27 protein-coding genes and 5 pseudogenes are annotated in these 26,670 nt (G+C 58.2%); 17 read left to right on the top strand and 15 right to left on the bottom strand.

Features of this window, described 5'->3' with window-relative positions; all coding sequences use genetic code 11:
• Nucleotides 1-3: 3 nt before the first annotated feature.
• The gene (locus tag NGR_RS31300) at nucleotides 4-213 is read right to left on the bottom strand and encodes a hypothetical protein (RefSeq protein ID WP_010875291.1); all 210 of its coding nucleotides are present in this window, start codon (nucleotides 211-213) and stop codon (nucleotides 4-6) included.
• 625 nt (nucleotides 214-838) lie between these two features.
• Between NGR_RS31300 and NGR_RS31295 the strand changes: the two genes are divergently transcribed.
• On the top strand, nucleotides 839-1,264 hold the full coding sequence (locus tag NGR_RS31295; RefSeq protein ID WP_164924702.1) for a hypothetical protein: 426 nt from the start codon (nucleotides 839-841) through the stop codon (nucleotides 1,262-1,264).
• Between the two features lie 118 nt (nucleotides 1,265-1,382).
• On the opposite strand, the pseudogene NGR_RS31290 reads toward NGR_RS31295, so the two are convergent.
• A pseudogene (locus NGR_RS31290) lies at nucleotides 1,383-1,503 on the bottom strand (IS5/IS1182 family transposase); the annotation flags it as partial.
• Nucleotides 1,504-1,789: 286 nt separating this feature from the next.
• Between NGR_RS31290 and NGR_RS31285 the strand changes: the two are divergent.
• Nucleotides 1,790-2,068 carry a hypothetical protein gene (locus tag NGR_RS31285; protein ID WP_164924752.1) on the top strand — a complete coding sequence of 93 codons (279 nt, stop codon included), beginning with the start codon at nucleotides 1,790-1,792 and terminating at the stop codon, nucleotides 2,066-2,068.
• Nucleotides 2,069-2,307: 239 nt separating this feature from the next.
• Here NGR_RS31285 and NGR_RS31280 read toward each other — a convergent pair whose 3' ends face one another.
• A complete protein-coding gene (locus NGR_RS31280) occupies nucleotides 2,308-4,791 on the bottom strand; it encodes a sensor domain-containing protein (protein WP_010875288.1) in 2,484 nt (827 codons plus the stop codon).
• 265 nt (nucleotides 4,792-5,056) lie between these two features.
• On the opposite strand from NGR_RS31280, the gene NGR_RS31275 reads away from it, so the two are divergent.
• Both NGR_RS31275 and NGR_RS31270 read left to right on the top strand, forming a co-directional pair.
• On the top strand, nucleotides 5,057-5,314 hold the full coding sequence (locus NGR_RS31275) for a DUF4158 domain-containing protein (RefSeq protein WP_164924751.1): 258 nt from the start codon (nucleotides 5,057-5,059) through the stop codon (nucleotides 5,312-5,314).
• Nucleotides 5,315-5,409: 95 nt separating this feature from the next.
• Complete coding sequence (locus NGR_RS31270; RefSeq protein ID WP_240545235.1) at nucleotides 5,410-5,793, top strand: hypothetical protein; 384 nt, start codon at nucleotides 5,410-5,412, stop codon at nucleotides 5,791-5,793.
• A gap of 801 nt (nucleotides 5,794-6,594) precedes the next feature.
• Here NGR_RS31270 and NGR_RS31265 read toward each other — a convergent pair.
• Complete coding sequence (locus tag NGR_RS31265; RefSeq protein ID WP_164924750.1) at nucleotides 6,595-6,849, bottom strand: hypothetical protein; 255 nt, start codon at nucleotides 6,847-6,849, stop codon at nucleotides 6,595-6,597.
• A gap of 70 nt (nucleotides 6,850-6,919) precedes the next feature.
• Here NGR_RS31265 and NGR_RS33910 point away from each other — a divergent pair, with 70 nt between their 5' ends.
• Complete coding sequence (locus NGR_RS33910; protein WP_432654039.1) at nucleotides 6,920-7,006, top strand: hypothetical protein; 87 nt, start codon at nucleotides 6,920-6,922, stop codon at nucleotides 7,004-7,006.
• Nucleotides 7,007-7,618: 612 nt separating this feature from the next.
• Here the strand turns inward: NGR_RS33910 and nopJ are convergent.
• On the bottom strand, nucleotides 7,619-8,401 hold the full coding sequence (nopJ, locus tag NGR_RS31255; RefSeq protein ID WP_010875286.1) for a type III secretion system YopJ family effector NopJ: 783 nt from the start codon (nucleotides 8,399-8,401) through the stop codon (nucleotides 7,619-7,621).
• Nucleotides 8,402-8,752: 351 nt separating this feature from the next.
• On the opposite strand from nopJ, the gene NGR_RS31250 reads away from it, so the two are divergent.
• From NGR_RS31250 to NGR_RS31230, 5 genes and pseudogenes are all read left to right on the top strand, one after another.
• Nucleotides 8,753-9,091 (top strand): DUF4158 domain-containing protein, encoded by a 339-nt coding sequence (locus tag NGR_RS31250; RefSeq protein ID WP_164924749.1) that lies wholly within the window; start codon nucleotides 8,753-8,755, stop codon nucleotides 9,089-9,091.
• A gap of 77 nt (nucleotides 9,092-9,168) precedes the next feature.
• Nucleotides 9,169-10,143: pseudogene (locus tag NGR_RS31245) on the top strand (transposase); the annotation flags it as partial.
• Nucleotides 10,144-10,158: 15 nt separating this feature from the next.
• Entirely contained in the window at nucleotides 10,159-11,727 is a 1,569-nt protein-coding gene (locus tag NGR_RS31240) for a hypothetical protein (RefSeq protein WP_010875285.1), read from the top strand.
• Nucleotides 11,728-11,869: 142 nt separating this feature from the next.
• Nucleotides 11,870-12,421, top strand: a complete 552-nt coding sequence (locus NGR_RS31235; protein ID WP_010875284.1) for a recombinase family protein — start codon at nucleotides 11,870-11,872, stop codon at nucleotides 12,419-12,421.
• On the top strand, nucleotides 12,418-12,843 hold the full coding sequence (locus tag NGR_RS31230; protein ID WP_010875283.1) for a hypothetical protein: 426 nt from the start codon (nucleotides 12,418-12,420) through the stop codon (nucleotides 12,841-12,843). Before NGR_RS31235 ends, NGR_RS31230 begins: the two co-directional genes overlap by 4 nt.
• 886 nt (nucleotides 12,844-13,729) lie before the next feature.
• Here NGR_RS31230 and NGR_RS31225 read toward each other — a convergent pair.
• Both NGR_RS31225 and NGR_RS33460 read right to left on the bottom strand, forming a co-directional pair.
• Entirely contained in the window at nucleotides 13,730-14,146 is a 417-nt protein-coding gene (locus NGR_RS31225; protein ID WP_164924748.1) for an NUDIX hydrolase, read from the bottom strand.
• Between the two features lie 231 nt (nucleotides 14,147-14,377).
• A pseudogene (locus NGR_RS33460) lies at nucleotides 14,378-14,752 on the bottom strand (Na/Pi cotransporter family protein); the annotation flags it as partial.
• 1,160 nt (nucleotides 14,753-15,912) lie between these two features.
• Between NGR_RS33460 and NGR_RS31215 the strand changes: the two are divergent.
• Nucleotides 15,913-16,602 (top strand): OmpW/AlkL family protein, encoded by a 690-nt coding sequence (locus NGR_RS31215; protein ID WP_010875282.1) that lies wholly within the window; start codon nucleotides 15,913-15,915, stop codon nucleotides 16,600-16,602.
• Nucleotides 16,603-17,041: 439 nt separating this feature from the next.
• Here NGR_RS31215 and NGR_RS31210 read toward each other — a convergent pair whose 3' ends face one another.
• Nucleotides 17,042-17,275 (bottom strand): hypothetical protein, encoded by a 234-nt coding sequence (locus NGR_RS31210; RefSeq protein ID WP_164924747.1) that lies wholly within the window; start codon nucleotides 17,273-17,275, stop codon nucleotides 17,042-17,044.
• A 46-nt stretch (nucleotides 17,276-17,321) separates the two neighbouring features.
• Here NGR_RS31210 and NGR_RS31205 point away from each other — a divergent pair, with 46 nt between their 5' ends.
• Together NGR_RS31205 and NGR_RS31200 are read left to right on the top strand one after the other, a co-directional pair.
• On the top strand, nucleotides 17,322-17,987 hold the full coding sequence (locus NGR_RS31205; RefSeq protein WP_420093032.1) for a hypothetical protein: 666 nt from the start codon (nucleotides 17,322-17,324) through the stop codon (nucleotides 17,985-17,987).
• A 359-nt stretch (nucleotides 17,988-18,346) separates the two neighbouring features.
• Nucleotides 18,347-18,484: a hypothetical protein gene (locus tag NGR_RS31200; protein WP_158228604.1), complete on the top strand. Its 138-nt coding sequence runs from the start codon at nucleotides 18,347-18,349 to the stop codon at nucleotides 18,482-18,484.
• 43 nt (nucleotides 18,485-18,527) lie between these two features.
• Here the strand turns inward: NGR_RS31200 and NGR_RS31195 are convergent, their stop codons facing one another.
• A complete protein-coding gene (locus tag NGR_RS31195; protein ID WP_165447175.1) occupies nucleotides 18,528-18,782 on the bottom strand; it encodes a hypothetical protein in 255 nt (84 codons plus the stop codon).
• A 367-nt stretch (nucleotides 18,783-19,149) separates the two neighbouring features.
• On the opposite strand from NGR_RS31195, the pseudogene NGR_RS33450 reads away from it, so the two are divergent.
• Nucleotides 19,150-19,410: pseudogene (locus NGR_RS33450) on the top strand (IS701 family transposase); the annotation flags it as partial.
• A complete protein-coding gene (locus NGR_RS33905; RefSeq protein ID WP_420093033.1) occupies nucleotides 19,368-19,496 on the top strand; it encodes a hypothetical protein in 129 nt (42 codons plus the stop codon). The pseudogene NGR_RS33450 and the gene NGR_RS33905, both read left to right, overlap by 43 nt.
• On the opposite strand, the gene NGR_RS31190 is transcribed toward NGR_RS33905, so the two are convergent.
• Together NGR_RS31190 and NGR_RS31185 are read right to left on the bottom strand one after the other, a co-directional pair.
• Nucleotides 19,493-20,755, bottom strand: coding sequence for a type II toxin-antitoxin system HipA family toxin (locus tag NGR_RS31190; RefSeq protein WP_010875279.1), 1,263 nt, complete (start codon nucleotides 20,753-20,755; stop codon nucleotides 19,493-19,495). The two genes, NGR_RS33905 and NGR_RS31190, sit on opposite strands and share 4 nt — an antisense overlap.
• Entirely contained in the window at nucleotides 20,752-20,982 is a 231-nt protein-coding gene (locus tag NGR_RS31185) for a type II toxin-antitoxin system Y4mF family antitoxin (protein WP_010875278.1), read from the bottom strand. Before NGR_RS31185 ends, NGR_RS31190 begins: the two co-directional genes overlap by 4 nt.
• A gap of 581 nt (nucleotides 20,983-21,563) precedes the next feature.
• Here NGR_RS31185 and NGR_RS32665 point away from each other — a divergent pair.
• Nucleotides 21,564-21,679: pseudogene (locus NGR_RS32665) on the top strand (DUF1778 domain-containing protein); the annotation flags it as partial.
• Nucleotides 21,673-21,858, top strand: coding sequence for a hypothetical protein (locus tag NGR_RS33725; RefSeq protein ID WP_348774948.1), 186 nt, complete (start codon nucleotides 21,673-21,675; stop codon nucleotides 21,856-21,858). The pseudogene NGR_RS32665 and the gene NGR_RS33725, both read left to right, overlap by 7 nt.
• 351 nt (nucleotides 21,859-22,209) lie before the next feature.
• Here the strand turns inward: NGR_RS33725 and NGR_RS31175 are convergent, their stop codons facing one another.
• Genes NGR_RS31175 through NGR_RS31160 form a run of 4 tightly spaced genes read right to left on the bottom strand, consistent with a single transcriptional unit; the run spans nucleotide 22,210 to nucleotide 26,670 of the window.
• Nucleotides 22,210-23,103, bottom strand: a complete 894-nt coding sequence (locus tag NGR_RS31175; RefSeq protein WP_010875276.1) for an amidohydrolase family protein — start codon at nucleotides 23,101-23,103, stop codon at nucleotides 22,210-22,212.
• 57 nt (nucleotides 23,104-23,160) lie between these two features.
• Nucleotides 23,161-24,135 carry a substrate-binding domain-containing protein gene (locus NGR_RS31170; RefSeq protein ID WP_010875275.1) on the bottom strand — a complete coding sequence of 325 codons (975 nt, stop codon included), beginning with the start codon at nucleotides 24,133-24,135 and terminating at the stop codon, nucleotides 23,161-23,163.
• Between the two features lie 43 nt (nucleotides 24,136-24,178).
• The gene (locus NGR_RS31165; protein WP_010875274.1) at nucleotides 24,179-25,180 is read right to left on the bottom strand and encodes an ABC transporter permease; all 1,002 of its coding nucleotides are present in this window, start codon (nucleotides 25,178-25,180) and stop codon (nucleotides 24,179-24,181) included.
• Nucleotides 25,177-26,670: a sugar ABC transporter ATP-binding protein gene (locus tag NGR_RS31160; RefSeq protein WP_010875273.1), complete on the bottom strand. Its 1,494-nt coding sequence runs from the start codon at nucleotides 26,668-26,670 to the stop codon at nucleotides 25,177-25,179. Before NGR_RS31160 ends, NGR_RS31165 begins: the two co-directional genes overlap by 4 nt.

Below are 26,670 nucleotides of genomic sequence, written 5' to 3'. Positions count from 1 at the left end.
CCGTCAGCCCTTCTTAAAGGCCTTGACGATCTCGCTACGGTAGGCGTCACCCTTGAGGCCGCTCGCGGTCAGCTTCTCCGAAAGCGCCTTTGACGCGGCATTCATCTTCAAGCCTTCGACCTGGGCGAATTTCGCGGCCTTCTTGCCGCCGATGGGCTGCGTCACGAACTTGCCTGTCACGGCCGAGCGGGCTGTTTTCGTATCCTTTTTCATGACTCACCTTACCATCGACGCGGAACGGTTGCCTACTTCTTTATGGCCTGCCCAGGAACAGGTCCTGCCAACTGCCTTGGCCGGTATTCCGCCTCTCTCCTGTTCTTTCCGACGCAGAACACGGCATGCGTGAGGGAAAGGGGAATTGCCGAGAAATCCGTCTGTCACCGGCGGCTCACTCGATCTTCGATCGAAGGCTTGTTCTCACCCCCATGGGATTTTCGTCTGGAGCCTCGGACGGGTCACGCCGTGTTCCCGCCCTGGTCAATGCCCGTACCCCCGCTGGCCGGATTGGCGCCAAACTGGGCTGATCCCTGCCGCGCTCAATGGACCTTCCGCCGCAAGCGGTCTCCCGAGAACGCCATTGCCCGCGCCCCGTGGTGATCATTCGGCGACCGGCCGCAGAGGTGGCCGGATCAACGAAGAGAAAAACACCAATGGCGAATACCAACACACCTAAGTCACCCACGAATCTTCCATGTCGTCGGCGAGAAGGACAAGGCCCGCTGAACCAAGATCGGTCGGCTGGCAGCACGGCGATAGCGACGGACTCAACCTCGTTAATACTACACCCCACTGGTCGCAAGCCGTATGGTCGCGCGCAGGATCAAAACGCAGGAGCCCGATGTATGAGCACGGCCGGTTTCAGCGGGCTGGCGGAGTCAACGAACTTCGCCAATATCAACGCCATCGGGTCTACTTCACCGATTTTGAGGATTATCAAACAAAAGTCGCTACCGCCGTTTATGCTTTCGGTCAGCCAATCGAGGAGCTCGAGCTGCAATACATCGACGGCGAGTTTTCCCGCCTGTTCGAGGCCGTCCGCGTCTCTCAAGCCAGCCTGATCGCTTGGTTTGACCTGCTTGAAGCGCTCGGTGGCGACGAAGACCGCCACCTGATCGCCCGCCACCTTGCCGGTTTGGGCAATGCGGTCGACGAGCTTGCCGACCGCTGCGATGATTACACGCTGTTCGGTGGGACCGCGGCAGACTACGTGGCTGAAATCGTCGAGAAATGCTACGACGTTTCGATGCTTCGGAATTTCGTTTGATCGAGAACCTGTGCCCGGTTGCGAGTGACCTCGCCACGCTCGGCAACGCCGTAGCGGCATTGTCGCGTTTCACGACATTCGGCTTGCCGATCTTCTCGGCCCACCAGCGCAACCAGCTGGTAGTTTTGACGCTCTGGCTATCGATGACCAGCCGTCGGGCTTGCCTCTTTGCCCTCCAACTCCCGGGCTTCTATGACGAGACGATGGTTGATGCGTGGCCAAAGTCCAAGCACCCTCCAAGGCCCGGATGCTAGCGCTGAAAACTGCCTTGTCGCCGTCTCCGACGCCGGTTCAATGGGCGGTGGAGACGATAGCGGGTATCGCGACCGCCAGCGCCGCCTCCGAACGCACCTGGTGTTTTGCGGTGCGATCCCGGCGCGGTAGCTGTCGTCTTCATGCCTCCGAGTGAAGGGGCGTGAGTGTGCACGGAACGAAGCATCACGATCGTGGTTCGGAGCTTGCAGTTTTGCAAGTCTACCCGACCAGGCGGTGCCTGCCTGCTCACTCGGAAGCGGAGAAATACCGATGGCGCACGGTACGAAGCAAAAGCTGATGAAGGCAAGCGACATCCCAGCGTTCGTGAATGAAGTCATCGAGGCCGGATGTGACATCTGCGCCGTTGGCCACGAAAAATACGTTATTGGAGATACCGACCTGTCACGGGGCGCCTATGGAAAAATGAGACAGAGGCTGGGTAGGATCGAAGAAGCGTACGGCGATCGTGATTTCCTCAAACTCGAAATCGTCGCTTACCTGCGCTCAATTGGCAGATATGTCGACGTCGGCGCAGACGGATCTGAATAGAAAGCGCGCCACATGCTCCCGCAGATGTGCGGCGAAATGCCGGGTAGAGCGTTAGTCTAATGGTCCAATTGCCGGAGCATCTTCGAAGCCGCCGCCCGTGAAGCCGCCGCTTCGGTTTTCTGATAGCGGTCTGTTTCGTCCTGCCCGATCAATTCCGCCGAACGGTTACCGGGCAATCTCGGCCGCACTGGGCGCCCGCCGCGAGATGATAGTCGATGTGACGAGCGGCCTTGCGTGCATCATCGCTCGGCTGCGGAAATCTCGCTGCGAGATTTAAGGAGTGCCATTGCCTGTGAAGCGGGCAGGGGGCCGCCAAACAGATAACCCTGCGCCTCATCGAAGCCTTCGGCCTTTATCGTGTCGAGCTGGTCCTGGCGCTCGACGCCTTCCACTGTGGTGATAATACCGAGTGAGCGGCCGATGGCGGCCACCGCCCTGACAATTGCCAGGGATTCCTTGCTCTTCGGCAGATCGGCGATGAAGCTCCGATCGACCTTGATTTTATCGAAGGGAAAGGTTCTGAGATAACTCAGCGATGAGTAGCCGGTCCCAAAATCGTCGATGGCGACTATCACACCGAGCTGCCGGATCTCCTTCAGCGTCTGAAGATTACTGTCGCATTCCTCGAGCAACACCGACTCGGTGATCTCGAGCTGCAGGCGCGAGGCGTCCAGCCCCGTGTCTTCCAAACTGTTGCGGACCGTCGAGGCGAGCCTCTGGTTCCTGAATTGCAGCGGTGAAAGATTGACCGCCACACTGACATAGGGGGGCCACTTGACGGCCTCGGTACAAGCCTGACGAAGGATCCACTCGCCAAGCGGGCCAATCAGGCCGGTTTCCTCGGCAACCGCAATGAACTCTGCAGGAGACACCTGCCCTCTCTCCGGATGTGGCCACCGGGCCAGCGCCTCAAATGTCGTGATCTGGCCTGTGCGAAGGTTGGCCAGCGGCTGGTAGCGGACTTCCAGCTCGCCCTTTGCGAGCGCGTGCCGCAGTGAAACCTTCATCCGCTGTCTTGCCCGAAGATCAGCGTCCATTTTGGGCTCGTACTGAACGATTGTGCCACCGCCGCCGGTTTTGGCCCGTTCAAGCGCTATATCGGCGGTCTTGATAAGCTCGTCTAACGACTGGTCACTCTTCGAAGCCGCGGCAAGTCCGACAACTACCTGAAGATCGACATGCGTCCCTGCGAGTTCATAGGGTGCTTCGATCACATCGATGAGCTGCTGCGCCAATAAACGAGCCTCAGCATTGCTGTTGATGCCAACGCGCAAGACGACAAATTCGTCGCCACTGAGGCGACAGAGGATGTCGGATTGCTTGAGAAAATTTCTGAGCCGCTCAGTCACATGGCGCAGCAGCAGGTCGCCGGTGGCTCGCCCATAAGCGTCATTGATCGCCTTGAAGCCATCGAGATCAAGGCAGAGAATTGCCAGCCTCGTGCTCGGCGCAATATGGTCCGACAGGCGCTCGAACTCCTCGCGCAGGAACTGGCGGTTTGGCAAGCCTGTCAACGCATCATGCCGCGCCATGTGGTGAATTTGCTTCTGCGCCAGCAATCGCTCCTGTTCGGCGTTACGGCGCTCGGTGATGTCGAGCGCAATGCCAACGAAGCCGAGAAACGTTCCGTCGCTTGCGAAGCGGGGCTGTCCTATGTCGATGACCCAGGCCGAGCCTCCGCCGGCACGCTTCAGACGATATTCCATCCGGACTGGCTCGCGAAGGTCGAAGGCCTGGTAAAATACTCTTTCGACAGCGTTCCGGTCATCGGGATGGACGGCATTCAACCAGCCTTTCCCCGCCGCCTGCTCGGCGGTCTGTCCGGTTGTCTCGAGCCAGAGGCGACTGTGGTAGTCGTCGGCGCCGTTTTCGCCGGTCACCCAGATCATCACCGGCGCGTCGTCGGCGATTGCCCGGAAACGGGCTTCGCTCTCCTTCAGGGCTTCGAACATCTTGCGGCGATCATCGATGTCCTCGACTGTGCCGTACCATCGAAGGATGCTTCCGTCTTCGGCTCTGCGTGTGGCGGCACGACTGCGATACCAACTGTAGCCTCCCTCCGCAGCCGCCAGGCGAAACTCCACATCGAGCGGCTCTCCGGTTGCAAGCGATTTCGCCCACTCTCGCTGAACCTCGCCCAGGTCATCAGGGTGCATCGCCTTCGCCCATCCTGCTCCGAGAGCTTCCTTTGGGGCATAGCCTGTTTTCTCCCAGCGCGGACCGATTTCCAGGACCTCGCCCGATGGATCCGCTGTCCATGGCACTTGCGGATGCAGTTCCGTCAGCGATCGATGATGCTCGACGCTCGCCTGAAGCGCCGCTTCCGCCGTTCGGCACTCGGTGACATCCAGGGCGATCGCCACAATAACCTTTTCGCTTGAGCTCCCTCTCGTCAGGATGGCACGACTCTTCCGAGTTACAAGGCGCCTTACTTCTCCGCCCGGTACGGCAATCGGCTCCTCGACGGAGACCTCCTCCCCGGTAGAAAGCACGCCAATGTCCATGTCCCGATAGCGATCGGCCTCTGCCGTCGGAAGAATGTCGTAATCCGTGTGGCCGATCAGGTCGCATCGTGCTCTGCCGACAAGCATGCACGCGGCATCATTGAGGAAGAGAAAGCGGAAATGCTCGTCCTTGACGATGATGGGCTGTGGGATCGCGTTGAGGATTGCCTCAAAATCGGCGTCGAAAGTCAACTGGTTCTCGAATGAAGTCCGTTGCATCGTAGGGCTCGGTGTTGGAGAGGTAAGTTAATGATGTCGGTCCCGGCCGAGGCGGGCCTTAACAATCGTTCAGATGCGAAATGGCGCATAGACGCCGCGTCAAACACCCTAGAGTAGCAGCGGTTAACAATAAATAGGCCCTGTCGGCTCGAAGCTGGGATTTTGGCCAAGTTGAATAACGTTGTGGGAACACTGCCGCGGTGATTGACGTGTGATTTGTCGGGGAACGACATTTCGCTCCGATTTATGGAGTGGAGTGGCGAGTTTGAGCCTTTCGCATGAAGATTTGGTCAGCCGCTGGAGCCTGAGTTTTTCCGATATAGAATTTGTAACCGGCAAGTCGGTATCGGCGCGCCTTGGGCTGGCGGCGCAGCTGAAGTTTTTCATGACCTACGGCCTTTTCGTACAGGATCGCAGCGCAATCCCTGCCGATGGTCTCTCATACCTGGCCGAGCAGCTTGGATTTGATGACGATACCCCGAGCGAATACGATTTTGGTGGTCGTACCGCGCGCCGGCATTGATAAGCGAAGCGTCCTCAAGGCCGGGCTTTATCACTGCGCCCGCTGATCCTGTCGGTGAATATCCTCGAGCATCCCGCCGCTTTGAGAGCGCGCTGTTGCATATCGAGGTTCTGTCAGCAATGAATATTGAAAAGCTTCTCGGCGGCTTCGCTAACGTCGCCGCCATCCTTACACCTCTGGTCGCGGTTCTCGCTTATAGTCGCTTTCTTTGGGAGCGGCGTCAGAAGCGCTTGCGCCTGGAGAGCTATTTGCGCGAACAGAAATTATTCGAGTGCACTGGCCAGCATTCGTTCCTGCACTTGGTCGCCACTCTCGGAATGTTCGAAGCCGATATCATGGATGCGTCGTACCGCAGCAAGGTTATCAGTCGCAACGTCGCCGTAGATGTTGCGGGAGAGCCTGTGAGGATCGTCCTTGAATACGAGCCAGACGACTTGGAAAAGGAATTACCCAAGCGGCCTGGCCGCGGACAGTTCTAAAAGGAAAAACGGTTCGTGACGTCAATCAGACCATCTGTTTTCAACCAACGGGTAACGCCCGAAGGCGGACCATTTCTGCATTTCTACGATCATGGCGAAACAGCGGAAACGCTTGACGTTTACTTCAGTGACGTGAATCCCGAGGGGGAGGAACACCAGAGCAGACTGCTCCTCCGAGTGTGTCCAGAAGCTATAGTGATGTGGCCGATTAACGTTGGGCGGGGTAGCCAAAACTACTTAGAGCCCAAATATGCCTCTCTCACCGATATCTGGATTCCTCGTCCGGCCTCCGGCCCATATCGATTGCCGAAGACGTCTGAAGACGTAGACGAACTTTTAGATCGCCGCCTCCCGAATGGTTTTGAGACAAACGGGCGACTCGGCTTACTCCTGTACAAATATCGATCGATTTGCCGCTCCATCGCAGGCATTGACGGTATCACCACTCTGGTTGTTCATGGCCAAAGCGGAGAAAGGGACGCAATTATACGCCCCCTAGAATACGTTCTCGGCACCAAGCGGTTTCATGCCCTGAAGCGCGAATTGACCAGGACCACGAATCGTTTCCGCCGCGAGGCCAGAAACGCGAGGCAGGACCGTATTTACGAAGCTCTTTTGCATTCAGCGGATCGCGAACGCTTCCCTCGGAAAACCAGAAGAACCAAACCGGATGCCATCTCCGAGCTCACTCAGGGAGGCGCGACCGACGGGATATCGAAGCGAGATCGACGCACCGCCGTCCGACTCGTACGACAGAGCGTTAACACTCTGGCCAAAGACGAGCCCCATGTATTGCTGGCGCTATAGAGCAAGATTGAGCTCATTACGCTGAAGGGACTGATTGACCGATTTAACGAAATGCTCGCAAAGGAGTTGCCCGAATCGAGATGGCAAGCGTTCCTTTAAGATAATCCCTTCATTCTCAGCATGGCGTTTTCCGCGCCGGCGATCATGATCCAGGATAATGCTTACGTCGGCGGTAAGCGCTTCAATGGTAGCAACGGCAAATTTGCCGATTTCCTGATGGCGACCGCTTCGACAGGCAATCGTAACCATCCGGCGAAGTCATCACCGGAGGGGTACAGGCAATCTGGCCCTGATCGAAATCAAGAGGCCCCAAATCGACTTGCTGACCAAGAGCGCCTATCGAGGGACTGATGTCTACGGCCCATCGGCCGAGTTGAACGGAGCCATATATCAGGTTCTGGACTAGCGATTCCGGCTTCATCAGAATCTGCCCATCTTCAAGGACGAAACTGAACGGAATGACATTCATGTCATTTTGCAGTTAATCGTAAGACTCAGATATAGCGATATCAACGACTTGACCCGGCACATAAATCGAGAATAGGCAATTAAATTGAGAATCCCACGGGATTTTGGTACTTAATCTGCGAACCGCCGCGATTACTAAAATGGCGATTTTGGCTGAAGTCCGCTTCCGCGTATCATTCGTTTGAATCGAGGCTCAGCGCCACGTTGCGCTCCGAATGAGCGATCGCACTTTATTATCTGTCATGGTGAAATGCTCACAGATGGCGCAACTCAGTCGAAACAAGGCTTCGGATACGCACTGAATGCAAGCAGAACCAAAAGCTGCCGCATCGGAAGCCGGAGAAATCCTATGAGTCATCGTGCAATGTCTGGTTTAGTATGGTCTCGGATCTTGGTGGCCCTCGACGTTTCGATAGATGCGCTGTATCGGCGGGAGTCTCGCTGGACAGCGAAGCCTTTGAGGCGTTCGGCTAATGATTCGGTTTTGGGATCGCGCCTGCTGGTGCTCAAGTCTGTCTCGTTGATGCCAGGTTGGTGGCCTGCAATCTCGTCAATTACACTGCTGGAGTGAGAGTGCTTGTAAAAGGTCGCTGGGAGGAACCTCTCCCCATGAAAAAGGCTTATTTGCGCATATTCCAGCATGGCGTCGGGGCATGTAGTCACTGGAGTAGTCACCTTCGTGGGCTATCGTTCCATGGTGGTGTAGATTGTCATGCCAGGCATCGAACGTCGGTAATTCTCGATATGCGGCCAGTGCAAATTGTACTCCGAACATCACGCAGTCAGCCGCAGACTTCTGCGCGCCAACCTCAATAAAAGCCCACTTCGCCTGCGTTCCCAACTGCCGAAACGAATCCCCCCGCAATTTGAAATACGAGGCGACAAAGGTGTAAAAGTTGGCTCCCTCCATCACGATAATGGTGGGTGCTGCTCCCGCGCGTGTCCGAACATCAGCGGCGACGTGGTGCTGCTCGCCGTCCGCCAACCGCACGACAGCACGCCAGGCACCGTCCGATGAGCGGTCATTCAGCGCGTCGAAAAATCTAGCAGGCGAGTCCATGTGTCTAAGGTCAAGGTCCGGGTAGCGCCGGTTGTAGCTGGCCGCCAAGAGAGGAAGATTCCTGATGTCCAACGATAAAATTTTCTCGTCAGGCTGTACGTTGGCAGACAAATGGCGTGCTACCTGCCGACCGTATTCCATCAGACTGGATGACATCCCAGCCCGCCTGGCATGCTCAAGTGCTTGGCCAAGCAACTCGACTTTCTCGTTGATTCGGGGTGAGAGATTACGGCTCGACGGATTTCCAATCTCGGCCCGCCGAGATAATTGCAACGAATGCTGGCCTTCAAGATGGGGTTGAGGTGGACTTGATCGTGCGGCCTCAACGTAAGCAGCAAACTAGGTTTCTTGGCCGTGTCCATAGTCCTGATGGCTCTGGCGCCGTACGCTCAGCCGGGAAATGCAACCACCCATATGCAAGCTCCTGTGATACGTGTTTACCCGATCTGGCTCTTCAAAAAAATTCATCCGCGAAAACGGATTAAGGAGTCGCGATCGCATGCAACCGACTAACCGCATTCATGATCTTCCGGCATTAAACTTGCACGGCCTCACCGTGATGCAGTCCGCTAAGATGCGGCTCAAAAGTTCGCTGACGCGCCTGCTGCAACGGCATGGTGCAGAATGGCGAAATCTGGACCATCCAAAGGGTTGATATCATCAAATAGGCAGTCCCAATTCGTTGGCGTGGTGACGTTCGCAGATCTGCGTATTTGGATCGCTACGTTCTCCAAGTTAACTGAATTAGCTTTCGAGAAGCTGACGGCTGAACTGGCTGCTGGGCCGTGGGCTTCGTGCAGCCGCTGGAGCCTGAGTTTTTCCGATATAGAATTTGTAACCGGCAAGCCGGTATCGGCGCGCCTTGGGCTGGCGGCGCAGCTGAAGTTTTTCATGACTTACGGCTTTCTCGTACAGGATCGCAGCGCAATCCCTGCCGATGGTCTCTCATACCTGGCCGAGTAGCTTGGATTTGATGACGATACCCCGAGCAACATCGCCATCGCCTCGATCGACGAACCGGCGGGGCGGGTCTGCGATGTTATCTTCCAAACGCGACACTGTCGATCCGCAATGCGGACGTCTGGGGTGATGCGGGGACGGCATGCGCCTCCGATTCGACGAAGTTCGGCGCATGGGACCGCAATCTGATGACGGAATGGCATGCCCGCTACGGAGGCCGGGGTGTGATGATCTATTGGCATGTCGAACGGCGGGCAACCTGCGTCTATTCGCAGCTCAAGCGATGCTCGTCCTCGGAGGTTGCCGCGATGATCGACGGCGTGCTGCGCCATTGCACCGACATGGAAGTCCAGCGTCAGTACGTCGATAGCCACAGCCAAAGCGCCGTCGGCTTCGCCTTTTGCCGACTTCTCGGCTTTGAGCTCGCCCCACGCCTGAAGGCAATCGCCCGGCAGAAGCTCGCGCTTCCGGATGCAGGCATGCGGACGCGGCTACCGAACCTCCTGCCGATCCTTTCCAGCGTGATCAGCTGGGAAGAGATCGAGCAGCAATATGACGAGATGGTCAAATACACCGCCGCCATGCAGACCAGAACGGCGGACCCGGAGGCCATCCTGCGGCGGTTTGCCCGCGCCGAGGTGATGCATCCCACCTACAAAGCGTTGAGCGAGCTCGGCCGCGCGGTCAAGACGATATTCCTGTGCCGCTATCTTCGCCAGGAATCGTTCCGTCGAGAAATCCACGAGGGGCTGAATGTCGTCGAGAACTGGAACAGCGCGAATGGCTTTGTGTTCTTCGGCAAGGGCGGCGAGATTGCCACCAACCGGGTCGAACAGGAAATCTCCGCCCTGGCTTTGCACCTGCTGCAAGCTTCACTGGTCTACGTGAACACACGCATGCTTCAGACCATGCTGGCGGAACCGAAATGGGCCGGCCGGATGGCACCGGAAGACTATCGCGGCCTCACGCCCCTCATCTATAGTCACGTCAATCCTTATGGCCGTTTCGATCTCGACTTGAATAGTCGGATCGACTTTGATCAGCTTGCGGCATAATTTTTGGAGACGATAATGGTCAAGATTGCTGAAGCATGCCTGAATGTTCTCTACCAGCACGGGTTGTCGTCGGCACAGTTCCAATTTTGGTTCGAGAGAGCAAAGCATGATCTCTTGGCCGATGGCATGGCCTGCGACGCCATTGTTGCTGAGGTTATGCAGTCCATGGACGATCATCCGGACGCGGCAACCTTGTTCGGGTTGCTGCTGGATGAGGCCCGAATGGGCATCGAGAATGACAGCCCATATGGAAAGGCCTTCCTGGAAAATGCGGAGAAGGCGATCAGAGCTCGCATTGCCGCCGACGCTTTCGAACCGCTTCACCGCTTGAAAATCGCTGGCTTGTATCGGCGTGCCGGTCTGCCCGTGCCAGACATACTGATGCTTGATCCGGAGGGGGAAGGTGCCGCCGATGAGATCGCGATGCCGGATCTTGGTGGCGTGCTTGCCGTTTTAGCGGCAGAGGTTGAGGCTGAAGGCGGCGGCGCGTATGAGTTCTTCAGTGGCCTGGATGAGATGACGGCAGGAATGCCGGAGGGGGCCAAAGCTGGGTTTATTCATCATCTTATGAGCCTCGATAATCCCTTTTTGGAACGCTGCGCGCTGTATTGGCTGGTGTCTGGTGCAGCATTGACCCGGGAGGCCGTGGCTGACGGCCTACGAGAAAGGCTCATGCGCGGGGAGCTGCAGCCTGAAACTGCATCCTATTTGCCGATTATTCGTGGCTGGTTGCCGGCGAGTGCCGCCCGGGCGGCTATCGATGACATCGGCAAGCTGTCTCGGCGACAAGGTCTTGCAGATGCTTCCAATCAAAACAGAGCGGAGCCGATTGTCAGCGACATCATGGCGACCACCGCTGACGGTGTTGGAGCACAAGGCCTGACGATTGTCGGAAAACTACAAGCCCGGACATTTGTCGCGATGATCCTGTTAAAGACCGGATACGGCATCAAGGATGCCTTTGTCATTCGTTGCCGTTCAAAGAGCGAAGCAACCAACATCGTCTCTTATGCCCGCCAGGAAGCAAACAGCGTCAAAATAGATCGAATGACTGCCGAACTGCTGCTGGAGGCGGCTCTGGCGGATGGGATGAAAAACGGCCACCCACCAGCGCCAGGCTTCATTGACGTCATAGAGGCTTGCAGCCTGAGCCAATTGCGGCCCCAGGAAAGGGATCTGCAGGCTTTGCTGGAACACGTCGATCCGCAAAAGGAAATCCAGAATGCGACAGCGGCAGAGCTGAATCGGATGCTCCGCAATGCGTCCGCACTGGATGCGCTCGTCCCGTTCACCGACAGCTGGTTTGAAGACACAGGAGAAACACGCGGCATCATCCAGGGATCTCGCTCAGTGCGGACTGTTGAAAAAAGGATCTGGGCCTTTCTCGAAGGCCGGCGAGACATTTGGGCGAGGCGATTTCTGCAAACCGCGATCATTCTCAAATCGGCTAAGAAGGAGCGAATGTCAAAAGCACTGGCAGCCGCAGCCTTCGCCGTGATGCACAAGCATCCTCTACAGGACATCCCGCTTATGAAAGATATCGCTATGACCACACTGGACGCAGGCGGTGGATCTCCGTGGTGAGTATTTTGCGTATACCCATCGTGAACTTCGCCAATGAACAGTTCGAGGCTGTGGATTCCTATTTATTTTGGGTCCCGACTGAGATATCGAACAAATCGACGCGATGGCACACGCAAATTGAACAGTTTGCATGGTATAGGACATGGCTCGTATCGGATATGCCCGGACATTTACAACAGACCAGAACCTTGCGGCGCAAATCGCCGCGCTCAGGAACGCCGGCTGCGAGGTCATCCGCGAGGAGCAGAAAAGCGGTGCATCGCTCGAAGGTCGGCCGCAACTGATGACCATTCTCGACTTCATCCATGCCGGCGAAACCTTTGTCATCACCCGTATCGACCGGCTGGCCAGATCTCTGCGCGATCTTCAGGTGATCGTCGACCGGCTCAAGGCCAAGGGCGCGCATCTGGTTGCCACTGAGCAACCCGCCGATACCTCCACAGCCGCCGGGAAGGCGTTCTTCGACATGCTCGGCGTCTTCGCGGGGTTCGAAACCAACCTGCGGCGCGAGCGGCAGGCTGAGGGTATTGCCGCTGCCAGGAAACGTGGCATCTACAAAGGCCGCCCCCCGAAGATTGACCGCGCAGAAATCCTGCTTCGGCTGCAACAGGGCCAAGGCCCCAGCAAGATCGCTCGCGATCTCGGCATATCGCGCGGCACGGTCTATCAGGTGCGCAAAGGTGTTTTCGAATGAGCAAGGCCATCCGCATCGCCCGTTTGACATCCGCCACCTGCGAGCAAATCCAGGCCCGCATGCTTGAGGCTTGCAGGCAGATCGCTTCAGATCACGGCCTGGTCATCGAAAGCGCCGGGTGGCGCGGCCTGGAGCCTGGCTTCTCGTTCGAACCTGCATTCCGCATCAGCATTCCCGCGCCAGATGGCAAGCCCCTCAATCTGGATAGGGAGATGTTCGCCGTGTTGGCCGAACAGTACGGTCTGGAGGCTGCTGACTTCGAACGCGAGTTTATCGCTGGCGGCGAACGCTTCCGGATCACCGGCATTGATCCGCGCCGGCCGAAATACCCTATATCCGTCGAGCGTATTCCCGATCACAGGGGCTTCAAGTTCACCGCTGACAACGTTGCCATGCTGCTCAAAGCTCAGGCCAAACCCTGACGTTCACCAATCGTTCTTCAACTTGGCCAAAATCACAGCTTCGAGCCGACGGGGCCAAATAGCGGGCGCATGTCGAAAGAACGCATCTCGAATCGAAAAAGTGACGGGAATTGCGCCAGATCAAATGAAGGTTAAAAGTACGAGGTTGATATGCGAAGAGCTGGCGCAAGGAGGAACGCCATGGCACATCATCGCAATTGGCGGTCCCGGTTCGATGCAGTTCTTGTTCGGGCGCTAAAAAATGCTGTTACGCCGAGCGATCCGGCGAAGGCGACACCGCAAGCCACCGCGTCAGGATTTGATCCACCTCCGGCGGGGAGTGACCCGGGAGTCCCCTATCTTTTGCTCATGCGGATGGAGGTGCTTCAGCTCGATCCCACCCGAGTCAAAGCCTTGATGCCAGCCGACTTTCGCGTGCTGGCTCACGTTTGTGACTATTGTCAAGGTGCGAGCGGGATCTTCTCTACTTCGCAGCTGGCAAACCGACTGTCTATCCGTTGAGAGCGATGGGTTTACTTCAAACAGTTCGCCCCGATCGACGCGTGGCGACCGCCTAGGGCCAGCAACTGGTTAGCAGGGCGGTGCGCCGGCCATGTGCTCGCCTCCGCCGAACGACCTCGATAGAAGTGCCAGTATGAAGTCTCACTGGATCATTGTGCCGTCATGGTGGGCCAGAGGTCTTAGAGACCGCAGAGAGGCGCGCCAAATGATCCGAGCGACGGCAATGTCGGCAATCCACCGCAGCAGATGCAAGTGCCACGCTGCACCTACAAGGCACGCCCGCCGGTCATGAGACGAAGCCAGCGACGAAGGTTATCAACAAAAATCGGGCATTGTTTGGTGCTCTCTAACGGTACGCACATCCTGCGGGCGCGCCCTTCATCGCCTATTTGGAAAACTTCCGGATCCCTCGAAGAAGCGACTTGAGTTCCGGTTCGTCTACTGCGCCGGCTGCTTCCTCTGGCGAGAACCAATGAAGTTCGCGTTGCCCCCTCTCCGGATAGTCTCGTTTGAGCTCCGAGACATTTAGCAAGTGAACTTGGACGAGAGCGGGCGCTATTCCTGATCCCTTCAGTTTTTTGACATAGGTGTAGTATCCGAGAGGTTTCCTTTTCACCTGGCCCCGAACTCCGGCTTCTTCCCAGGCTTCTTGTCGGGCAATCTCGTGGGGCTTTTTCCTGGGCATACTCCAGCCTTTGGGAATGACCCAGCGGCGACTGTCTCGGCTGGTGATGAGCAGAACCTGAACATCGTTCTCTGCTCCCGGATTCGGCCTCACACAGGCAGCGGCGTATTGAGCCATGACCTTACACCTTCATCAGCTTGGATAAAGCGGAACGGTTCGTACTGTCAGCCGGCATCACTCAGCCCGATTCCGATTAGCATCCCGTCGAGGATTGGGTGTTCGAAGGAGACGATGTGAGCGTTGATGCGCATAAGATCGCGCAGCATGTCGAGATGCAACGAACTCGTCTGAAGGCTGTAGGCGCGACCATCGCACAAGCGTTCCAGATGTGGCTCCTACCATTGTTTCTCCCTTTCTGCGAACCTCGACGCGGCGATAAAGAACGATTGCGGCGAGGATCACCAACGGCGACAGCCATTCGACTGCCGGTCGCGACAATCCAGGCAGTGACCGCGGTCCCGGTATTGGCGCCGAGCAGCACAATTTCGCCATGCGCGGCTTGACCAGTTCACGCTCGACGAAAGATGCGGCCACCAAGGCCGTTGCCGTTGATCTCTGCAGCACGACTGTCACGACCAGCCAAATCCGCCGTTGGTGCCGTTCGGGAACCCAGTTTGGAGCTTCGCTCCAAAGAGGCTAGACACGCCTTTCACCTGCGCAAGGCTGAATAGCGGCAAGGGCTACAGCGCCGAAAAAAACCAGTACGAGAATCGTAAGTTCCATGTCTCCCTCACACTGAACAAAAAGCGCTCAGCGCATTTTTGGACTCCAGCCAGACGCAGCATCCCAGTGGGCGAGCGTCGATCCGCGTCCGCCGTCATGGATCCCGCACCTCCGAAAAGGCTGCGACGTTCGATCTCGGGGGGATAGCTTGGCAGTTCCCGAGAGGATGGTCCGCGATGTTCAAGAAACGTGCCAACTGCCAGGAAGGAGCTCGGAAGAACAGTTCCGCTACAGTTCAACGGCTTGCGCTGGAGAGTGCGGCGTCGCGCGCCTGGCCGAACATTGTGTCGCGCACTTCACAGGAATAGCGAACGGGTCGCCGTGTTAGCGGCAACGCGCAGATAGTGCAAATCCAGCCGCCGGCAAGGGCCGCTAGCGCCACCAAGATGCAAATCGCTCCGATGGATTGCGGCGACTACGCCCCGCACGATACCCGCCTGTCCGGCCGGTTGCATGCCGATGGCAAAGGGCTCGGCATGACGCCTTCCGCGAAGGAGGCGTTGGCGGGGCGATAGGTGAGGGCGGCCGGATGTACTGCATAGTAGGCGAGTATGCCGTGCACCGAAGGCCTCGCCCAGAAGCGCACGGCAGCCGAGCTTGTAAATGCCGAGCTTGTGGGTCTGGCAGGCTGCCACGGACACGGTCACCGACATGAGCGATTTGTGGAAGGTGGCGGATGGCCGCACTCCTGTAATAGCCTCTGTCTTAGAGTCATCCGGAGGCGACAAGCGTGTCGCAGTTGCGACATTTCAGTGCCCGCCGCGTCTCGTCGGGAAAGATTTTAGAAATAGGCCAGGCGGGAGTGGTGGTTGATTGGCCGTTACACGTATTTCCAACTGATGGCCCGGCCACTGCCTTGCAAAGTGCGTGACGGCGCGACTCCTTGATCGGGCGCCGGCATCAGGCGTCGGGCGTTGAAGGCGGCCGGGAAGCGCGGTCATTGAGGCCAGCTTCGTCCAGCCTGTCTGTACTTCAACGTGAGCCAAATCTCAGCTTCCAGCCGAAAGCCTCCGTGCGACACATTGCCCTCTCCGCGCGATAAAGCGTTTCTTCCTGACTACGGTTGATCTCGATCAATATGCCGCCGCTGCGCACAGTCTACCGTTCGCCTTGCAACGATTGGTTCCGATCCAACTTATGCTGGTTCAAGGAGAGGTCAGATGAGCAGGAATGATGCACGGTATCTGAGATGTACCGCGGCACTGGGTGCGGCTTTCTTCGCATGCGGGGCAGCCGCGGCGGAGCTGACATCACCGCCTGTTGCCCCGGCGACAGAGGGTGTAGCGGCCGGGCTAAGTCCCTGGCAGATCCGCGTGCGCGGTCTGGGCGTCCTCACTGAGGACAGTGGCTCAATCAACGGCGTGCCTGGCTCGGACCTTTCCTATTCGGACTCGTTGATCCCGGAACTCGACATCAGCTACTTCTTCACCGACAATATCGCCGCTGAACTTATCCTTGGCACGACCTATGCCAACATCAAGGAAGTTGGCGCGGTCGGGGTTCCGGTCGGGAAGGCCTGGCTGCTGCCACCGACGCTTACGCTGCAGTACCATTTCACCGACTTCGGCGCCTTCAAGCCCTATCTCGGCGCGGGGATCAACTACTCGCTGTTCTACAACCAGAGCGAAAAGGCGGGGTTCCATGACCTCGACGTCGACAATCATGTGGGCGCTGCGCTGCAGGTCGGTTTCGACTACATGGTCGACGAGCATTGGGGCGTGAACTTCGATGTGAAGAAAATCTTCCTCGAAACCGAATGGAAGGCTGATCATGACGTTCTCGGCCCCCTGAGCGGCAAGGCAAAAATCGATCCGTGGTTGATCGGCGCAGGCGTGACCTACCGTTTCTAATAGACCATTACTGCCGGAGAGGGAGACGCAGGCACCACCCGTCGGGCGCGTCCCCAATTGTAAACGGTCTCTATGCAGACCCTGAAGGCGGGTCACGTCGCCCTCTGTTCCCTGGAAAATCCAGAGTGACAGGTGCAAAAGATCGCCGACTCCGTGCAATGTCCGCGGCGCTTCCGTCGCCTCCGGATGTACTCTCGATAACCGGTGGACTTTCGTCCCGCTGATGATCCGTTAAAAGACACCGTTTCGCCGGAACCGTACGTCAGTCAACGATACCCGACTTTGAAACGCATTCATCTACGCAGTGGATCTTTGCTATCCACACAACCGTTTTGGCAATCTTCCGAACGCCGGTATAGAGAGTTGACTTCAACTGGAGGCAAGGGCGAATGTCTATTGCGAGCCGCTGTTAGAGGTGGTCTGATTGTCGAACTCACTTTCAGGCCATCGGTCTATGACGATCCGCCGAACCACTGCGAATTTGCCCTTTTGTAGGCCAAGGATGTGATGCGCGGGAATTCCGATCATCGAGATCGATCCGAAGCGCGCGGCCGCAGGCGGCGCAATCGCGCATGTCGCTGCTTTGCGCGACGAACGGCTGGCTTGCCTGCAAAAGCTCAGAAAAAAAGGCCACGAAGTTCGTAAGTCTGCAGTAAAGGAGTTTCATTTCCATGGTTTTTTCATTTTCCACGTTCAATCGGCTCGTCACCTTCACCGTCATGGCCGCCATCGTCAGCGTGCGGCCTTTGACGGCGGAAGACCTGTCCTCCCAGCAGCAGTGGCCGGGAACCCCCTTGTCACGAGTGGAAGCCCTTGCGGTTCTTCAGACTCTAAACGCGAATCTCCTCAGCAATGCCAGTGCGACGCTCACGCTCGATCGCTGGTGTGAAGCGCATAGACTTGCACCACCCGGTTCGAAGATCGTAGCAAAACATGTACAGGGACACGACAAGCCAGCTAACGTTCATATTCGTAAATTGCTGCACGTCGGGCCTAACGAGCCGATCGTCTATCGCCATGTCCGCCTAGCATGCGGTGATCGCATCCTTTCGGAAGCAGACAACTGGTATGTACCCGCAAGATTGACAGCGGAGATGAACGAGGTGCTGAATACGACTGATATCTCGTTTGGTCGAGCCGTTCGATCCTTGAACTTCACCCGAACCAACCTAACGGCCAGACTGCTTTGGTCCCCTCTTCCGGAAGGCTGGGACATGTCAGCCGAATTACCAGTGTCGAGCTCAGGGCCCTTGATTCCACCGCCATTCCTTCTCGAACATCATGCGGTGCTAAAGTTGCAAGATGGCACGCCTTTTAGTGCCGTGGTCGAAAGCTATACGAACAATGTGCTCGATTTTCCGGCTCCGCTGCTATATCCGCAATAAAGCCTAGTGGATTGGCTGGCGACTCGGCGTTAGCACGGAATCCGATTGAAGCCGGACGCCATTCGGATCGGACACCGGACAGGATTCGGATTGTGCCGAGCAGTTTGGAGTGATGAGGCCTCCGCCACCGGCGTCTTAATCGTTGAGCCGATCGGAAGGTGCGTGAATCAGCGCTCGCTTGCAAGTTTCCCACGCCTGCTCAGCGAATAGTCAAGCGTGTCCACGCTGCGCTCCTGCCCAGTCCTGACATTTCGATCTCTGCCTACTGAACATCAATGAAACCACCTTTGCCCCCGCTATCGACTTCGCGACCGAACGCTGGAGCGCCGACGGGGTCTTTGAGGCAAGCGGCAGCGCGAATGGCTTCGAGGGGCTCCTCGATCTGGTGCGGCCGGGCGCGTGCCGTGGTCCTGGTGGGCCTGCCGGTCGATGTAGTGCGTTTCGAATTGCCGGGCGTGATCACCAGGAAGGTACGCATCGAGACCGTATTCCGTTAAGCCAAATCTTCGACGCCGTGGATCGCCGGGCGCCCCCCTGAAGTCACCCCGCATGGCCCAGATGCGGAACAATTATGATTGCGGCGTGTTCGTGGTGGACGGCACGCGTGCGCTGGTTAGCATATTGGCGCAAGGACCACGACCAGCGCACGAGCCGCTGCACCTCGACAACCTCGTCGCCGATCGGCAGGCACTTCAGGACCGACTGAGGGCTCATCTTGGACCGATAGAATTTGGGGAGCGGCTTGAGCGGCTGTCCTGCGGCCATGGCGCCCAGCGCAATTTCGGCGGGACGCAACAGCCCGCACCACATGACCCTGTTGCGGGAGGACTCCCACCGTTGATCCCGTTTTGAGTATGGCGCAAGGAGGCGGTCGGCCCAGATCGGTGGGCCGCCGCATGATGTTAGGGAGCCTTGGCCGCATTCTGACGACGATGCAGCTCTTGCCGGCGCACTTGTTGGTCAGCGCGCTCCTGTCAAGCTGCGCGAGGCGGCGTAGTCACGCCGCTGCTGGCATTAAACGCTTCTGCGAAAACGAAGACGTTCCTTCATCACCGAACACTCTTCTCCACGGCATCAACACCTCCGGCCAACAAGTGTTACTCCTTGTGTCCGGTACGACACGTCGCCTATGTTCTTGCAGCATCTCCGCGTCGAAGCCTGACTTATCGGCGAGCGTCGGACGCGGGGGGAGAAGAAATACTATGTTGCTCACCTACCCGCCAAGGCAGACCTGCGCACGTTAGCTGCCACAATCAAGTCCTGACGGAGTTGCTAACAGGCCCATCAGCAGCTCAAAGAGGAATTCGGACTTGATCAACTTCGAACCGCGATCCTGGCAATGGCACGGCCCTCATCGTCACGCATTCATGATTATAGTTGATTTACCTTCCTTCAACATCGGCGTCTTGCAGCGGAAAAAAGACCACTGAGCCGCGGCATCCCGATCTCGCCTCCGGAAAGCCATGGCCTATTCTTGTGCCCGATCCAGACGTGGAAGACAGCGGCTAAATCGACAACCTGACGAGTTTGGCGCGCCCTGCAACCGAGTCCGCAAAGTGATTTATCCTAGCTGAATCGATGTAGAGGTCTGAGGTGTCTTCCAATACTCTCGCTACGGCTTCAGCGGTGGAGTCGACCAAGTTTGTAATTCGGCGGCGCACCAAAGGTAAGCCAACTCCAGCTTCCTTTGCAAAAGTCTGCCACCCATCAGCGTCCATCTCGGCAAGCGTGACCCGTTTCCCGATCCTCATGGCCATTTTCGGTGAAAGGTCTGGATAGGCGACCGTAGAAAGCAGATCGTACAGCGGGGCCATTTTCGGTCCCTGATCGTCGTAGAGGATCGAGAAATTCTTGCCGTGGGCATCGGCATTTCCGACAACCAGGTTGAAGATCGCGGCGTCCAGCAGCTTCAACACATCTGTAGCGGGCCGCGCTGATACTCGCCGCAACAGCTCAAAGCAGTCCTTGAATGTCGGCCCGCCCTCGCTGGCGTATTTCGTTTCAGGCGGCACACCAAGTGCTTGGCAAAAGTCTTCCTGGTGGATGCGGTGAACCACACCGTCGGCATCGCGATAGCGATCGTATCGCTCGACCACAAGAAAAGGGCGCCCATTCGCAGACCTCGGTTCGACTGGTGCAACGTCGAGGCCGATCGCTGCAGCGAGTCTCATCACGAATGCTTCGTTTTCGGTTGTCCCTGGAAAGCGCGCGATTGGTGGTTTCAGAATATGTGTTGTTGCTTGTCCGGAAACTGGAAGCGCGAGCTCGCCGTCAATCAAAACAAGCGGCACCTTGGACTGCGCGCCGGCTAGCGATAGCCTCAAGCCTTCCTGGCCGGCCAATAGCGGCCGCGTCGGAAGTGCGTCCAGTATCCGAACGATTCCGGCCTCATCCAGAGGTGTCGGCTGCTGGTCTGGAAGCGGCCCTGCCTCTATGGGCTCCTGATCTTCCGGCAAAAGCTGAAGTGCGCCGGCGACGTCGCCGCCCAAGCGATCAAGGAGCGCAAAGTCGTTCGCAGGTGAAACGCCCAATGCCTGCGCTGTCACAAGACGCTGGCTTTCCTCGGGCAACAGGCCGCCGAAAAATGGTCGGCATTCACGACGAGAAAAAGGTTCTGCGCGCTTCGGGAGGGAGGCAGACAGCGGAAGCGTGTTTTCGTCGTCGAGCCAAGCTTCGCTGTAGGCAAAGCCGATATCACCGTGCCTGTCCTGGGTGAATTGCCCGACAATGCGACCATCCCACCAGACGTTGAGAACCCTTACCGTCATTTTCTACGTTCACCAGGAGCCAGAATATCGATCGAACAGCCGAGTGTTTGCAAAACCTGCAACACTTTTCCTATCTGAGCTGTCGGTTTGCCCGCTTCGAGATCGACAATGAACCGGAGGCCAACGCCGGCAACGCCCGCAAGCTCATCCTGCCGCAAGTTTTGCTCCTTGCGCACGATGCGGACTAGAGCGCCGATATCGGCTGGAGTTTTGATGCGCTTCGCCATTTTTTTGTTTTCCCGCTCGGGAAAGTAGCATCATATCGGCCGCCCTGTCGAGTGAAATTTCCCGGTCGGGAAAATTTATGCCCGAGAAGGCGTATCGCCAATGAAATTTACCGCTCGGGATTACGAAATTGAGTGGCAATTTTGGTGGCAGGCTGAGTTTTCGTCCCGTCCTCAAATTCTATGAAGCGCAGTATAAGCCTGGGCGGCGTGCGGGCTCAGATTCCGCCGCGCCGTTTCTGCCTGGACTGCCTCCCTTATCTTTAGGCCGCTGAGGGGCGGCGCCTCACGTGCGGCCTCATCGACGACGGTAGCCTTTCTCGCGCCCGCAAGTGCAGCTCAAAGGCGGCTTGCGCCTGGCCAGCTTGCTGATCGTCGGGGAGGGCATGCTGAACCTGCATCGAAGCGCCAGTTTGGTTGGCGAAAAATTGTCCATGCTAGTCTCATCTCCGCAGATCCCGGCGGCACGCTACGCTGGCAAGCTGCCGAGAAGCTGACGAGCCTCGCCGCGCAGTGTAAAAAAGCCGCGTGCCAATCCCATCGCGGACACGAAAAAAGTCCTGGACGCAAGCGTGCCGCTGAATATGCGCATCAAGCCTGCGGTCCGCAACCTGAGCCCGCGCTGCCGAGCTGCTTGGGAAGACACGCACTAATTTCATGCCGGAGGTCTCTGAGCGTCGCGCCGAGGAGGCGCTGCTCGTCGCGCACTTCGTTGCCTGCGAGGGCAACCGCGTCATCGCCTACTGCGCACTCGCTTCCGGTGCGGTAAAGCAGCCGAAGCGGCTGGCGGTTTCCGGCGCAATATGCCTGACCCGGTTCCGGGTGCCGTCCTCGGCCGCCTCGCAGTCGACCCTCCTATTAGGGTCGCGGCATCCGTAGGGCATTGGTGCACGACGCAGGCCTGCGCCTGCTCCATGCTTTTGAAATCCTCGGCATTCGCGGTGTGCTGTTGCATGCGATTTCCAGTGAGCGCGAGCGTTCTAGAGGCGATCGGCTTCCTGCCTTCGCCGTCCGATCCCACGATGCTGACGGCCGGGTTGCATGATCTCAGCAGTGCGCTGAATCCCTGACGATCTTTAGGCCGCCCTCACAATTCGGATGTGGTTTTGTAATCGTCATTAGAATGTGGCGAGCACTGTAGCGGTCTACCCCTTTGCCGAATCAACGCTGTCGCCGGGCACGGGCGAAGCCTGTAGCACCGCTGCGGAAGCGTAAGCCTCAGTCCCCGCGTTATACTCGGTAAAATGTGGCCGCGTTGTCGTGGAACAGTGCCGAGCGTTCTGAGACCGAGAAGCCCACGGTGATCTTCTTGAAGGCATTCCAAATGGCGTCGTAACTTGAGAACAGCTTATCGACGGGGAAATTCGAGGCGAACATCGCCCTGTCGACCCCGAAGGCGGCAATCGCCTCCTCGACATATGGGCGGATGCTCTCGCTGGTCCAGTTCCAGTTCCCCATACCGAGGCCAGAGATCTTGCAGGCGACGTTGGGCGCTTGTGCGAGTGTCTTCATCGCTTTCCGCCAGCCCTCAAAATGCGACGGCCCGTCAACCTGCATGCCGGTATGGTTGAGGATGATCTGCACGTCTGGGAAATCACGGGCGAGTTCAAGGAATTCCTCCATCTGCCAGTAGTAGAGCTGGAGGTCGTAACTCAGGCCGCGACGAGCCAGCTCCTTGAAGCCCTGCCGCCATTCGGGCGTCCTGCTGACCTCGGGCTCATTCAGGTAGGTCTTGGCGCCATCGGTGTGAAAGTTCATCGACTGGCGGATACCGCGGAAGTTCGCGTATTGCATATGCTCATCAAGCAGGTCGCCGACATCGGGCTTGCGGAAGTCCGCATAGCCGACAATGCCGTGAGGGAAGCCATGCTTGTCCGCAACGCCTTGGAGCCATTTCGTTTCGCCGGCGGGGTTCGTGGGGTCGAATCCGACATCGAGATGGACCGCCTTGACGAGGTTCTGGTTCTTCGCGTCCGCGAGGAAATCCTCGATCAGGTAGGTCTTGTTGATAGCTGTATAATCGCCGAAGGCTGAAGGCTTAACACCGTCGGAAAGCCAGGGGTAGTAGTTGGTCTCCAAATCCCAGAGGTGGAAATGGGGGTCGATGATGGCGATGTCGGACATGGTATCTCCTCGGGGTCGCGGGAAACGGCAGGCACCGCCGTTCCCGCGAGTCTCCTGTCAGTTGCTCGGGGGGAAAACGCGGGCGATGACCGCCTTCGCTTCCGCCGTATCGATCTTGTCGGCGGTCACGAGCGGCATGACAAGCGCAAGATCCTTTTCGACCGGAGCATTGGTCAGAGCGTTGAATACCTGCAGCGTGCCGTCGATGCCCTGTCCCACCGCCTCCTGGAAGAAGATCCCCTGGATGGCGGTGGCTTTCAACAGTGCAATGGTCGTCGGGCTGCCGTCTGCGACCGCGATGCCGATCTTTCCGGTCAGGCCGCGGGTTTCAAGCACCTTCGCCGCTCCGGTCCCGGCCTCATCATACATACCGTAGATCGCCTTGATGTCCGGATGGGCCGTCAGCATGTCATTGGCCTGCGTCACCGCCTCATTGACGGTCAGCCCACGCGTCTCCAGCATCTGGACAAGTTCGCAGCCGTCGGCTGCGAAGGCCTCCTGAGCGCCCTTGAGATACTTCTGGGCGTTCTCGCGGTCCTGCGGAAGGGAAAGCATACCAACCTTGTTGCCGCCGCGCTCCTTGGCGAGGGCGCAGACGAAGCTGCCTTGGGCTTTGCCAGTTTCGTAGTTGTTGGCGGTGACCGAGGACGTGTAGTCCGTCTGGCCGGGCTGCGGGCCGATACCCGCGAAAGCGATCGGTATGTTCTGGGATTTCAGATAGGCGAGCAGAGGCGGGGTGCTGGTCGAGCTCACCGGACCGATGACGATCGCGTCGACGCCCTTTGTCACCGCGGTCCGCGCATTATCCATCTGCTTGGCCGGCGAATTCTCGGAGGTGAACTCGACATAGTCCATACCTAGCTCTTGGGCCTTCTGCTTCACGCCGAAGCCGACCCACTGCCAATAGGAAATGTCGAGCGATGGCGCGAGATAGGCGACCGTTTTCCTGTCCTCCGCATGCGAGACGCTCGACAACGCTGCCAGCGCTGCACCCGCTGCCATGGCGAGCCACCCGTTCAGTTTCTTCCTCATGCCTTCTTCCTCCTCTTGACGTCCAGGTCTCCCCCGGGACGGATTACACGGCACCGCGCCGCGATTTGCTGAAGCGATCGATCAGGACCGCGATCAGGATGGCGAGGCCGGTGACCGATCCCTGCCAGAAACTATTGATGCCGATGAGATTGACGCCGTTCTGGATGACCGTGATCATGAGCGCTCCGAGAACCGCGCCCACCGCCGTTCCCGTGCCGCCAAGCAGGCTTGCGCCGCCGATCACAACCGCGGCGATCGCCTGCAGCATGAGGCTCGAACCGGCCGTCGATTCCGCATTGAGAATGTAGGAAATCGTCAGCAATCCGGAGAAGGATGCGAGAAGTGACGAGGCAACATAAGCGAAGAACTGCGTCCGCTTGACGGGAATTCCCAGAAGACGTGCCGCTGCCGCGCTGCTGCCCACGGCATAGAACCAGCGCCCCGCGACCATCTTCTTGAGAAAGATCTCGATCACGACGAGCAGGACGATGCAGAACAGGATGTAGTTGGGCACGCCGGGTATCAGGCTGCCGCTGTTGAGCAGCCAGAAATCCGGATCGCCGATCGGCATCGAGCGTCCATTGGTGACGATGAAAGCGAGTGAGCCGGCCACGGCAAAGGTGATCAGCGTGACGACGAAAGGCGCGAGACCGGCCACCGTGACGAGAAAGCCGTTGATCGAACCGAACACAAGCCCGACCCCAAGCCCAATCAGCGCGGCGCTGACGTCGAGACCTGAGGCCATAGCCTGTGCTGTGACCATGCCGGTCAGTGAGAAGACCGAGCCGACAGAAAGGTCTATGCCGCCGGTAATGACGACGAGAAGCACGCCGAGCGACATGATGATCAGCGGTGCTCCGGCCTGTGTAATATTGGCGAAATTGCCCCAGCTCATCGCCTGCGGCACCTGTGTTCCAACCGCGAGAACGAGAAGGACAATGGCCCCTGCAATCGCCAATTCCGTACGGTAGGCGGAAACGAGGCCTTCCCGAGTTCGGATTGCCCCTGGCGTAGCCCCGGCCTGGTCAATAATGGTCTTCGTCATGCCGCCATTCCTGTCAATGTCGCAAGCTTGTCTTCGCTGAGTTCGTCCCGCTCGATCACACCCGATGAGCGCCCCTCTGTATCGAAAGCGAGCACCTGGTCGCAGATCTCAAGCAATTCCGCGTTTTCGGTCGACCACCAGACGATTGCCGTCCCCGTAGTCGCCATGTCCCGGATCAACTGGTAGATTTCCCGCTTGGTGCCGATATCGACGCCGCGGGTGGGTTCTTCGAGCACCAGGAGGCGGGAAGGAACGTTCAGCCAGCGGGCGAGAAGAAGCTTCTGCTGCGTGCCGCCGCTCAGCGTGTTCGGCAGGTGCCAGAGCGAACCGGCTTTCACTTTGAGCGCCTGCATCAGGTCCAGACACTCGACCTCTTCCCGCTTGGTGGCAAACAGGGAACCGCGCGTCGCGCGGCGCGATGCGAGCACATTGTCGATGATCGGCAGGGAATGGAGGATGCCGCGGTGCGACCGGTCCCCGGTTACGAAGCCTGCTCCGAGGCGCGCGGCCTCTCGCGGCGAACGGAAACGGTCGGGCCATCCGGCGCGCGTTACCGTCCAGCGCCTTTCGTGCGCGGCGCCAATGAGCGCGGCGATCAGGGTTTCGGGGCCCGCAGGAGCGCCGGCAACACCGAGAATGGTCCCAGGCTGGAGCGTTACGGAAAACCCTGTTTCCGCGATCGTCAGCGGTTCATCGGACAGAGACGCCACCGGTGCCGGCCGAGCGGAATGGGCAACGGCTGTGGCTTGCGCCTGCCCCATATGCTCGATGATGGCGAGATCCGACAGCTCTGCCGTCGGCACGTTCCCCACCACGGTTCTTCCGTCCCGGATAATCGAGCAAACATGGGCGATCTGGCGGATTTCCTTCATGCGATGCGAGACAAAGACGACCGAGAGGCCATTTCCCCGTGTCAATTTTCTCAGAACCCCGAACAGCCGCTCCGTCTCGGCCGCGGTCAGATTGGCGGTCGGCTCGTCCAGGAGGATAAGTTCGGCCCCCGACGACAGCGCTCGCGCAATCTCCACCATCTGTCCCTCATGGAGGCTGAGGTCGCCGACGAGACGGTTCAGCGCGGTACCCGCAAAGTCCCGATCAATCATCGAAAGGGCGGCATAGGCCTGGCTGCCGGCCGTCCTTCCATCGTAAACGCGCGAGCCCTTGCGGAAATGAGGCAGTGCTATGCTCTCAGCAACCGTCAGGTGGGGAAGAAGCGCGAGTTCCTGGTGGACGACGGCAACCTTGCGGCGACCGTCCGCTTCGGTGAGGATGTTGCCGGCCATATCCCGGAAGACGAGTTCGCCACCATCCTTTGCCGCCGTTCCCGTGATGACGCGGATGAGCGTCGATTTGCCGGCACCGTTGCCGCCGAGGAGCGCGTGTATTTCGCCGCGCGCTACCGAAAAATCCACGCCTTTGAGCACGACTGTCGCACCATACGACTTGGTAAGTGATCGGACCGAGACGATGTCTTTGCTGGCGTCGGTCAT

Source organism: Sinorhizobium fredii NGR234, from assembly GCF_000018545.1.
Lineage (GTDB): Bacteria > Pseudomonadota > Alphaproteobacteria > Rhizobiales > Rhizobiaceae > Sinorhizobium > Sinorhizobium fredii_A.
Note: the sequence above shows the minus strand (reverse complement) of the source record. Positions and strands in the feature narration are given on the sequence as shown.

What these genes read in the sequence shown, in the direction of transcription:
- NGR_RS31175 (WP_010875276.1), bottom strand. Translation starts at nt 23,103, where the DNA reads ATGTCCGACATCGCCATCATCGACCCCCATTTCCACCTCTGGGATTTG.
- NGR_RS31200 (WP_158228604.1), top strand. Translation starts at nt 18,347, where the DNA reads ATGGCTTCGAGGGGCTCCTCGATCTGGTGCGGCCGGGCGCGTGCCGTG.
- NGR_RS31300 (WP_010875291.1), bottom strand. Translation starts at nt 213, where the DNA reads ATGAAAAAGGATACGAAAACAGCCCGCTCGGCCGTGACAGGCAAGTTC.
- NGR_RS31265 (WP_164924750.1), bottom strand. Translation starts at nt 6,849, where the DNA reads ATGGTTACGATTGCCTGTCGAAGCGGTCGCCATCAGGAAATCGGCAAA.
- NGR_RS31190 (WP_010875279.1), bottom strand. Translation starts at nt 20,755, where the DNA reads ATGACGGTAAGGGTTCTCAACGTCTGGTGGGATGGTCGCATTGTCGGG.
- NGR_RS31205 (WP_420093032.1), top strand. Translation starts at nt 17,322, where the DNA reads ATGGCCGCCATCGTCAGCGTGCGGCCTTTGACGGCGGAAGACCTGTCC.
- NGR_RS31240 (WP_010875285.1), top strand. Translation starts at nt 10,159, where the DNA reads ATGGTCAAGATTGCTGAAGCATGCCTGAATGTTCTCTACCAGCACGGG.
- NGR_RS31230 (WP_010875283.1), top strand. Translation starts at nt 12,418, where the DNA reads ATGAGCAAGGCCATCCGCATCGCCCGTTTGACATCCGCCACCTGCGAG.
- NGR_RS31225 (WP_164924748.1), bottom strand. Translation starts at nt 14,146, where the DNA reads ATGGCTCAATACGCCGCTGCCTGTGTGAGGCCGAATCCGGGAGCAGAG.
- NGR_RS31165 (WP_010875274.1), bottom strand. Translation starts at nt 25,180, where the DNA reads ATGACGAAGACCATTATTGACCAGGCCGGGGCTACGCCAGGGGCAATC.
- NGR_RS31285 (WP_164924752.1), top strand. Translation starts at nt 1,790, where the DNA reads ATGGCGCACGGTACGAAGCAAAAGCTGATGAAGGCAAGCGACATCCCA.
- NGR_RS31235 (WP_010875284.1), top strand. Translation starts at nt 11,870, where the DNA reads ATGGCTCGTATCGGATATGCCCGGACATTTACAACAGACCAGAACCTT.
- NGR_RS31160 (WP_010875273.1), bottom strand. Translation starts at nt 26,670, where the DNA reads ATGACCGACGCCAGCAAAGACATCGTCTCGGTCCGATCACTTACCAAG.
- NGR_RS31280 (WP_010875288.1), bottom strand. Translation starts at nt 4,791, where the DNA reads ATGCAACGGACTTCATTCGAGAACCAGTTGACTTTCGACGCCGATTTT.
- NGR_RS31250 (WP_164924749.1), top strand. Translation starts at nt 8,753, where the DNA reads ATGGCGAAATCTGGACCATCCAAAGGGTTGATATCATCAAATAGGCAG.
- NGR_RS31210 (WP_164924747.1), bottom strand. Translation starts at nt 17,275, where the DNA reads ATGGAAATGAAACTCCTTTACTGCAGACTTACGAACTTCGTGGCCTTT.
- NGR_RS31170 (WP_010875275.1), bottom strand. Translation starts at nt 24,135, where the DNA reads ATGAGGAAGAAACTGAACGGGTGGCTCGCCATGGCAGCGGGTGCAGCG.
- NGR_RS31295 (WP_164924702.1), top strand. Translation starts at nt 839, where the DNA reads ATGTATGAGCACGGCCGGTTTCAGCGGGCTGGCGGAGTCAACGAACTT.
- NGR_RS31215 (WP_010875282.1), top strand. Translation starts at nt 15,913, where the DNA reads ATGAGCAGGAATGATGCACGGTATCTGAGATGTACCGCGGCACTGGGT.
- NGR_RS31185 (WP_010875278.1), bottom strand. Translation starts at nt 20,982, where the DNA reads ATGGCGAAGCGCATCAAAACTCCAGCCGATATCGGCGCTCTAGTCCGC.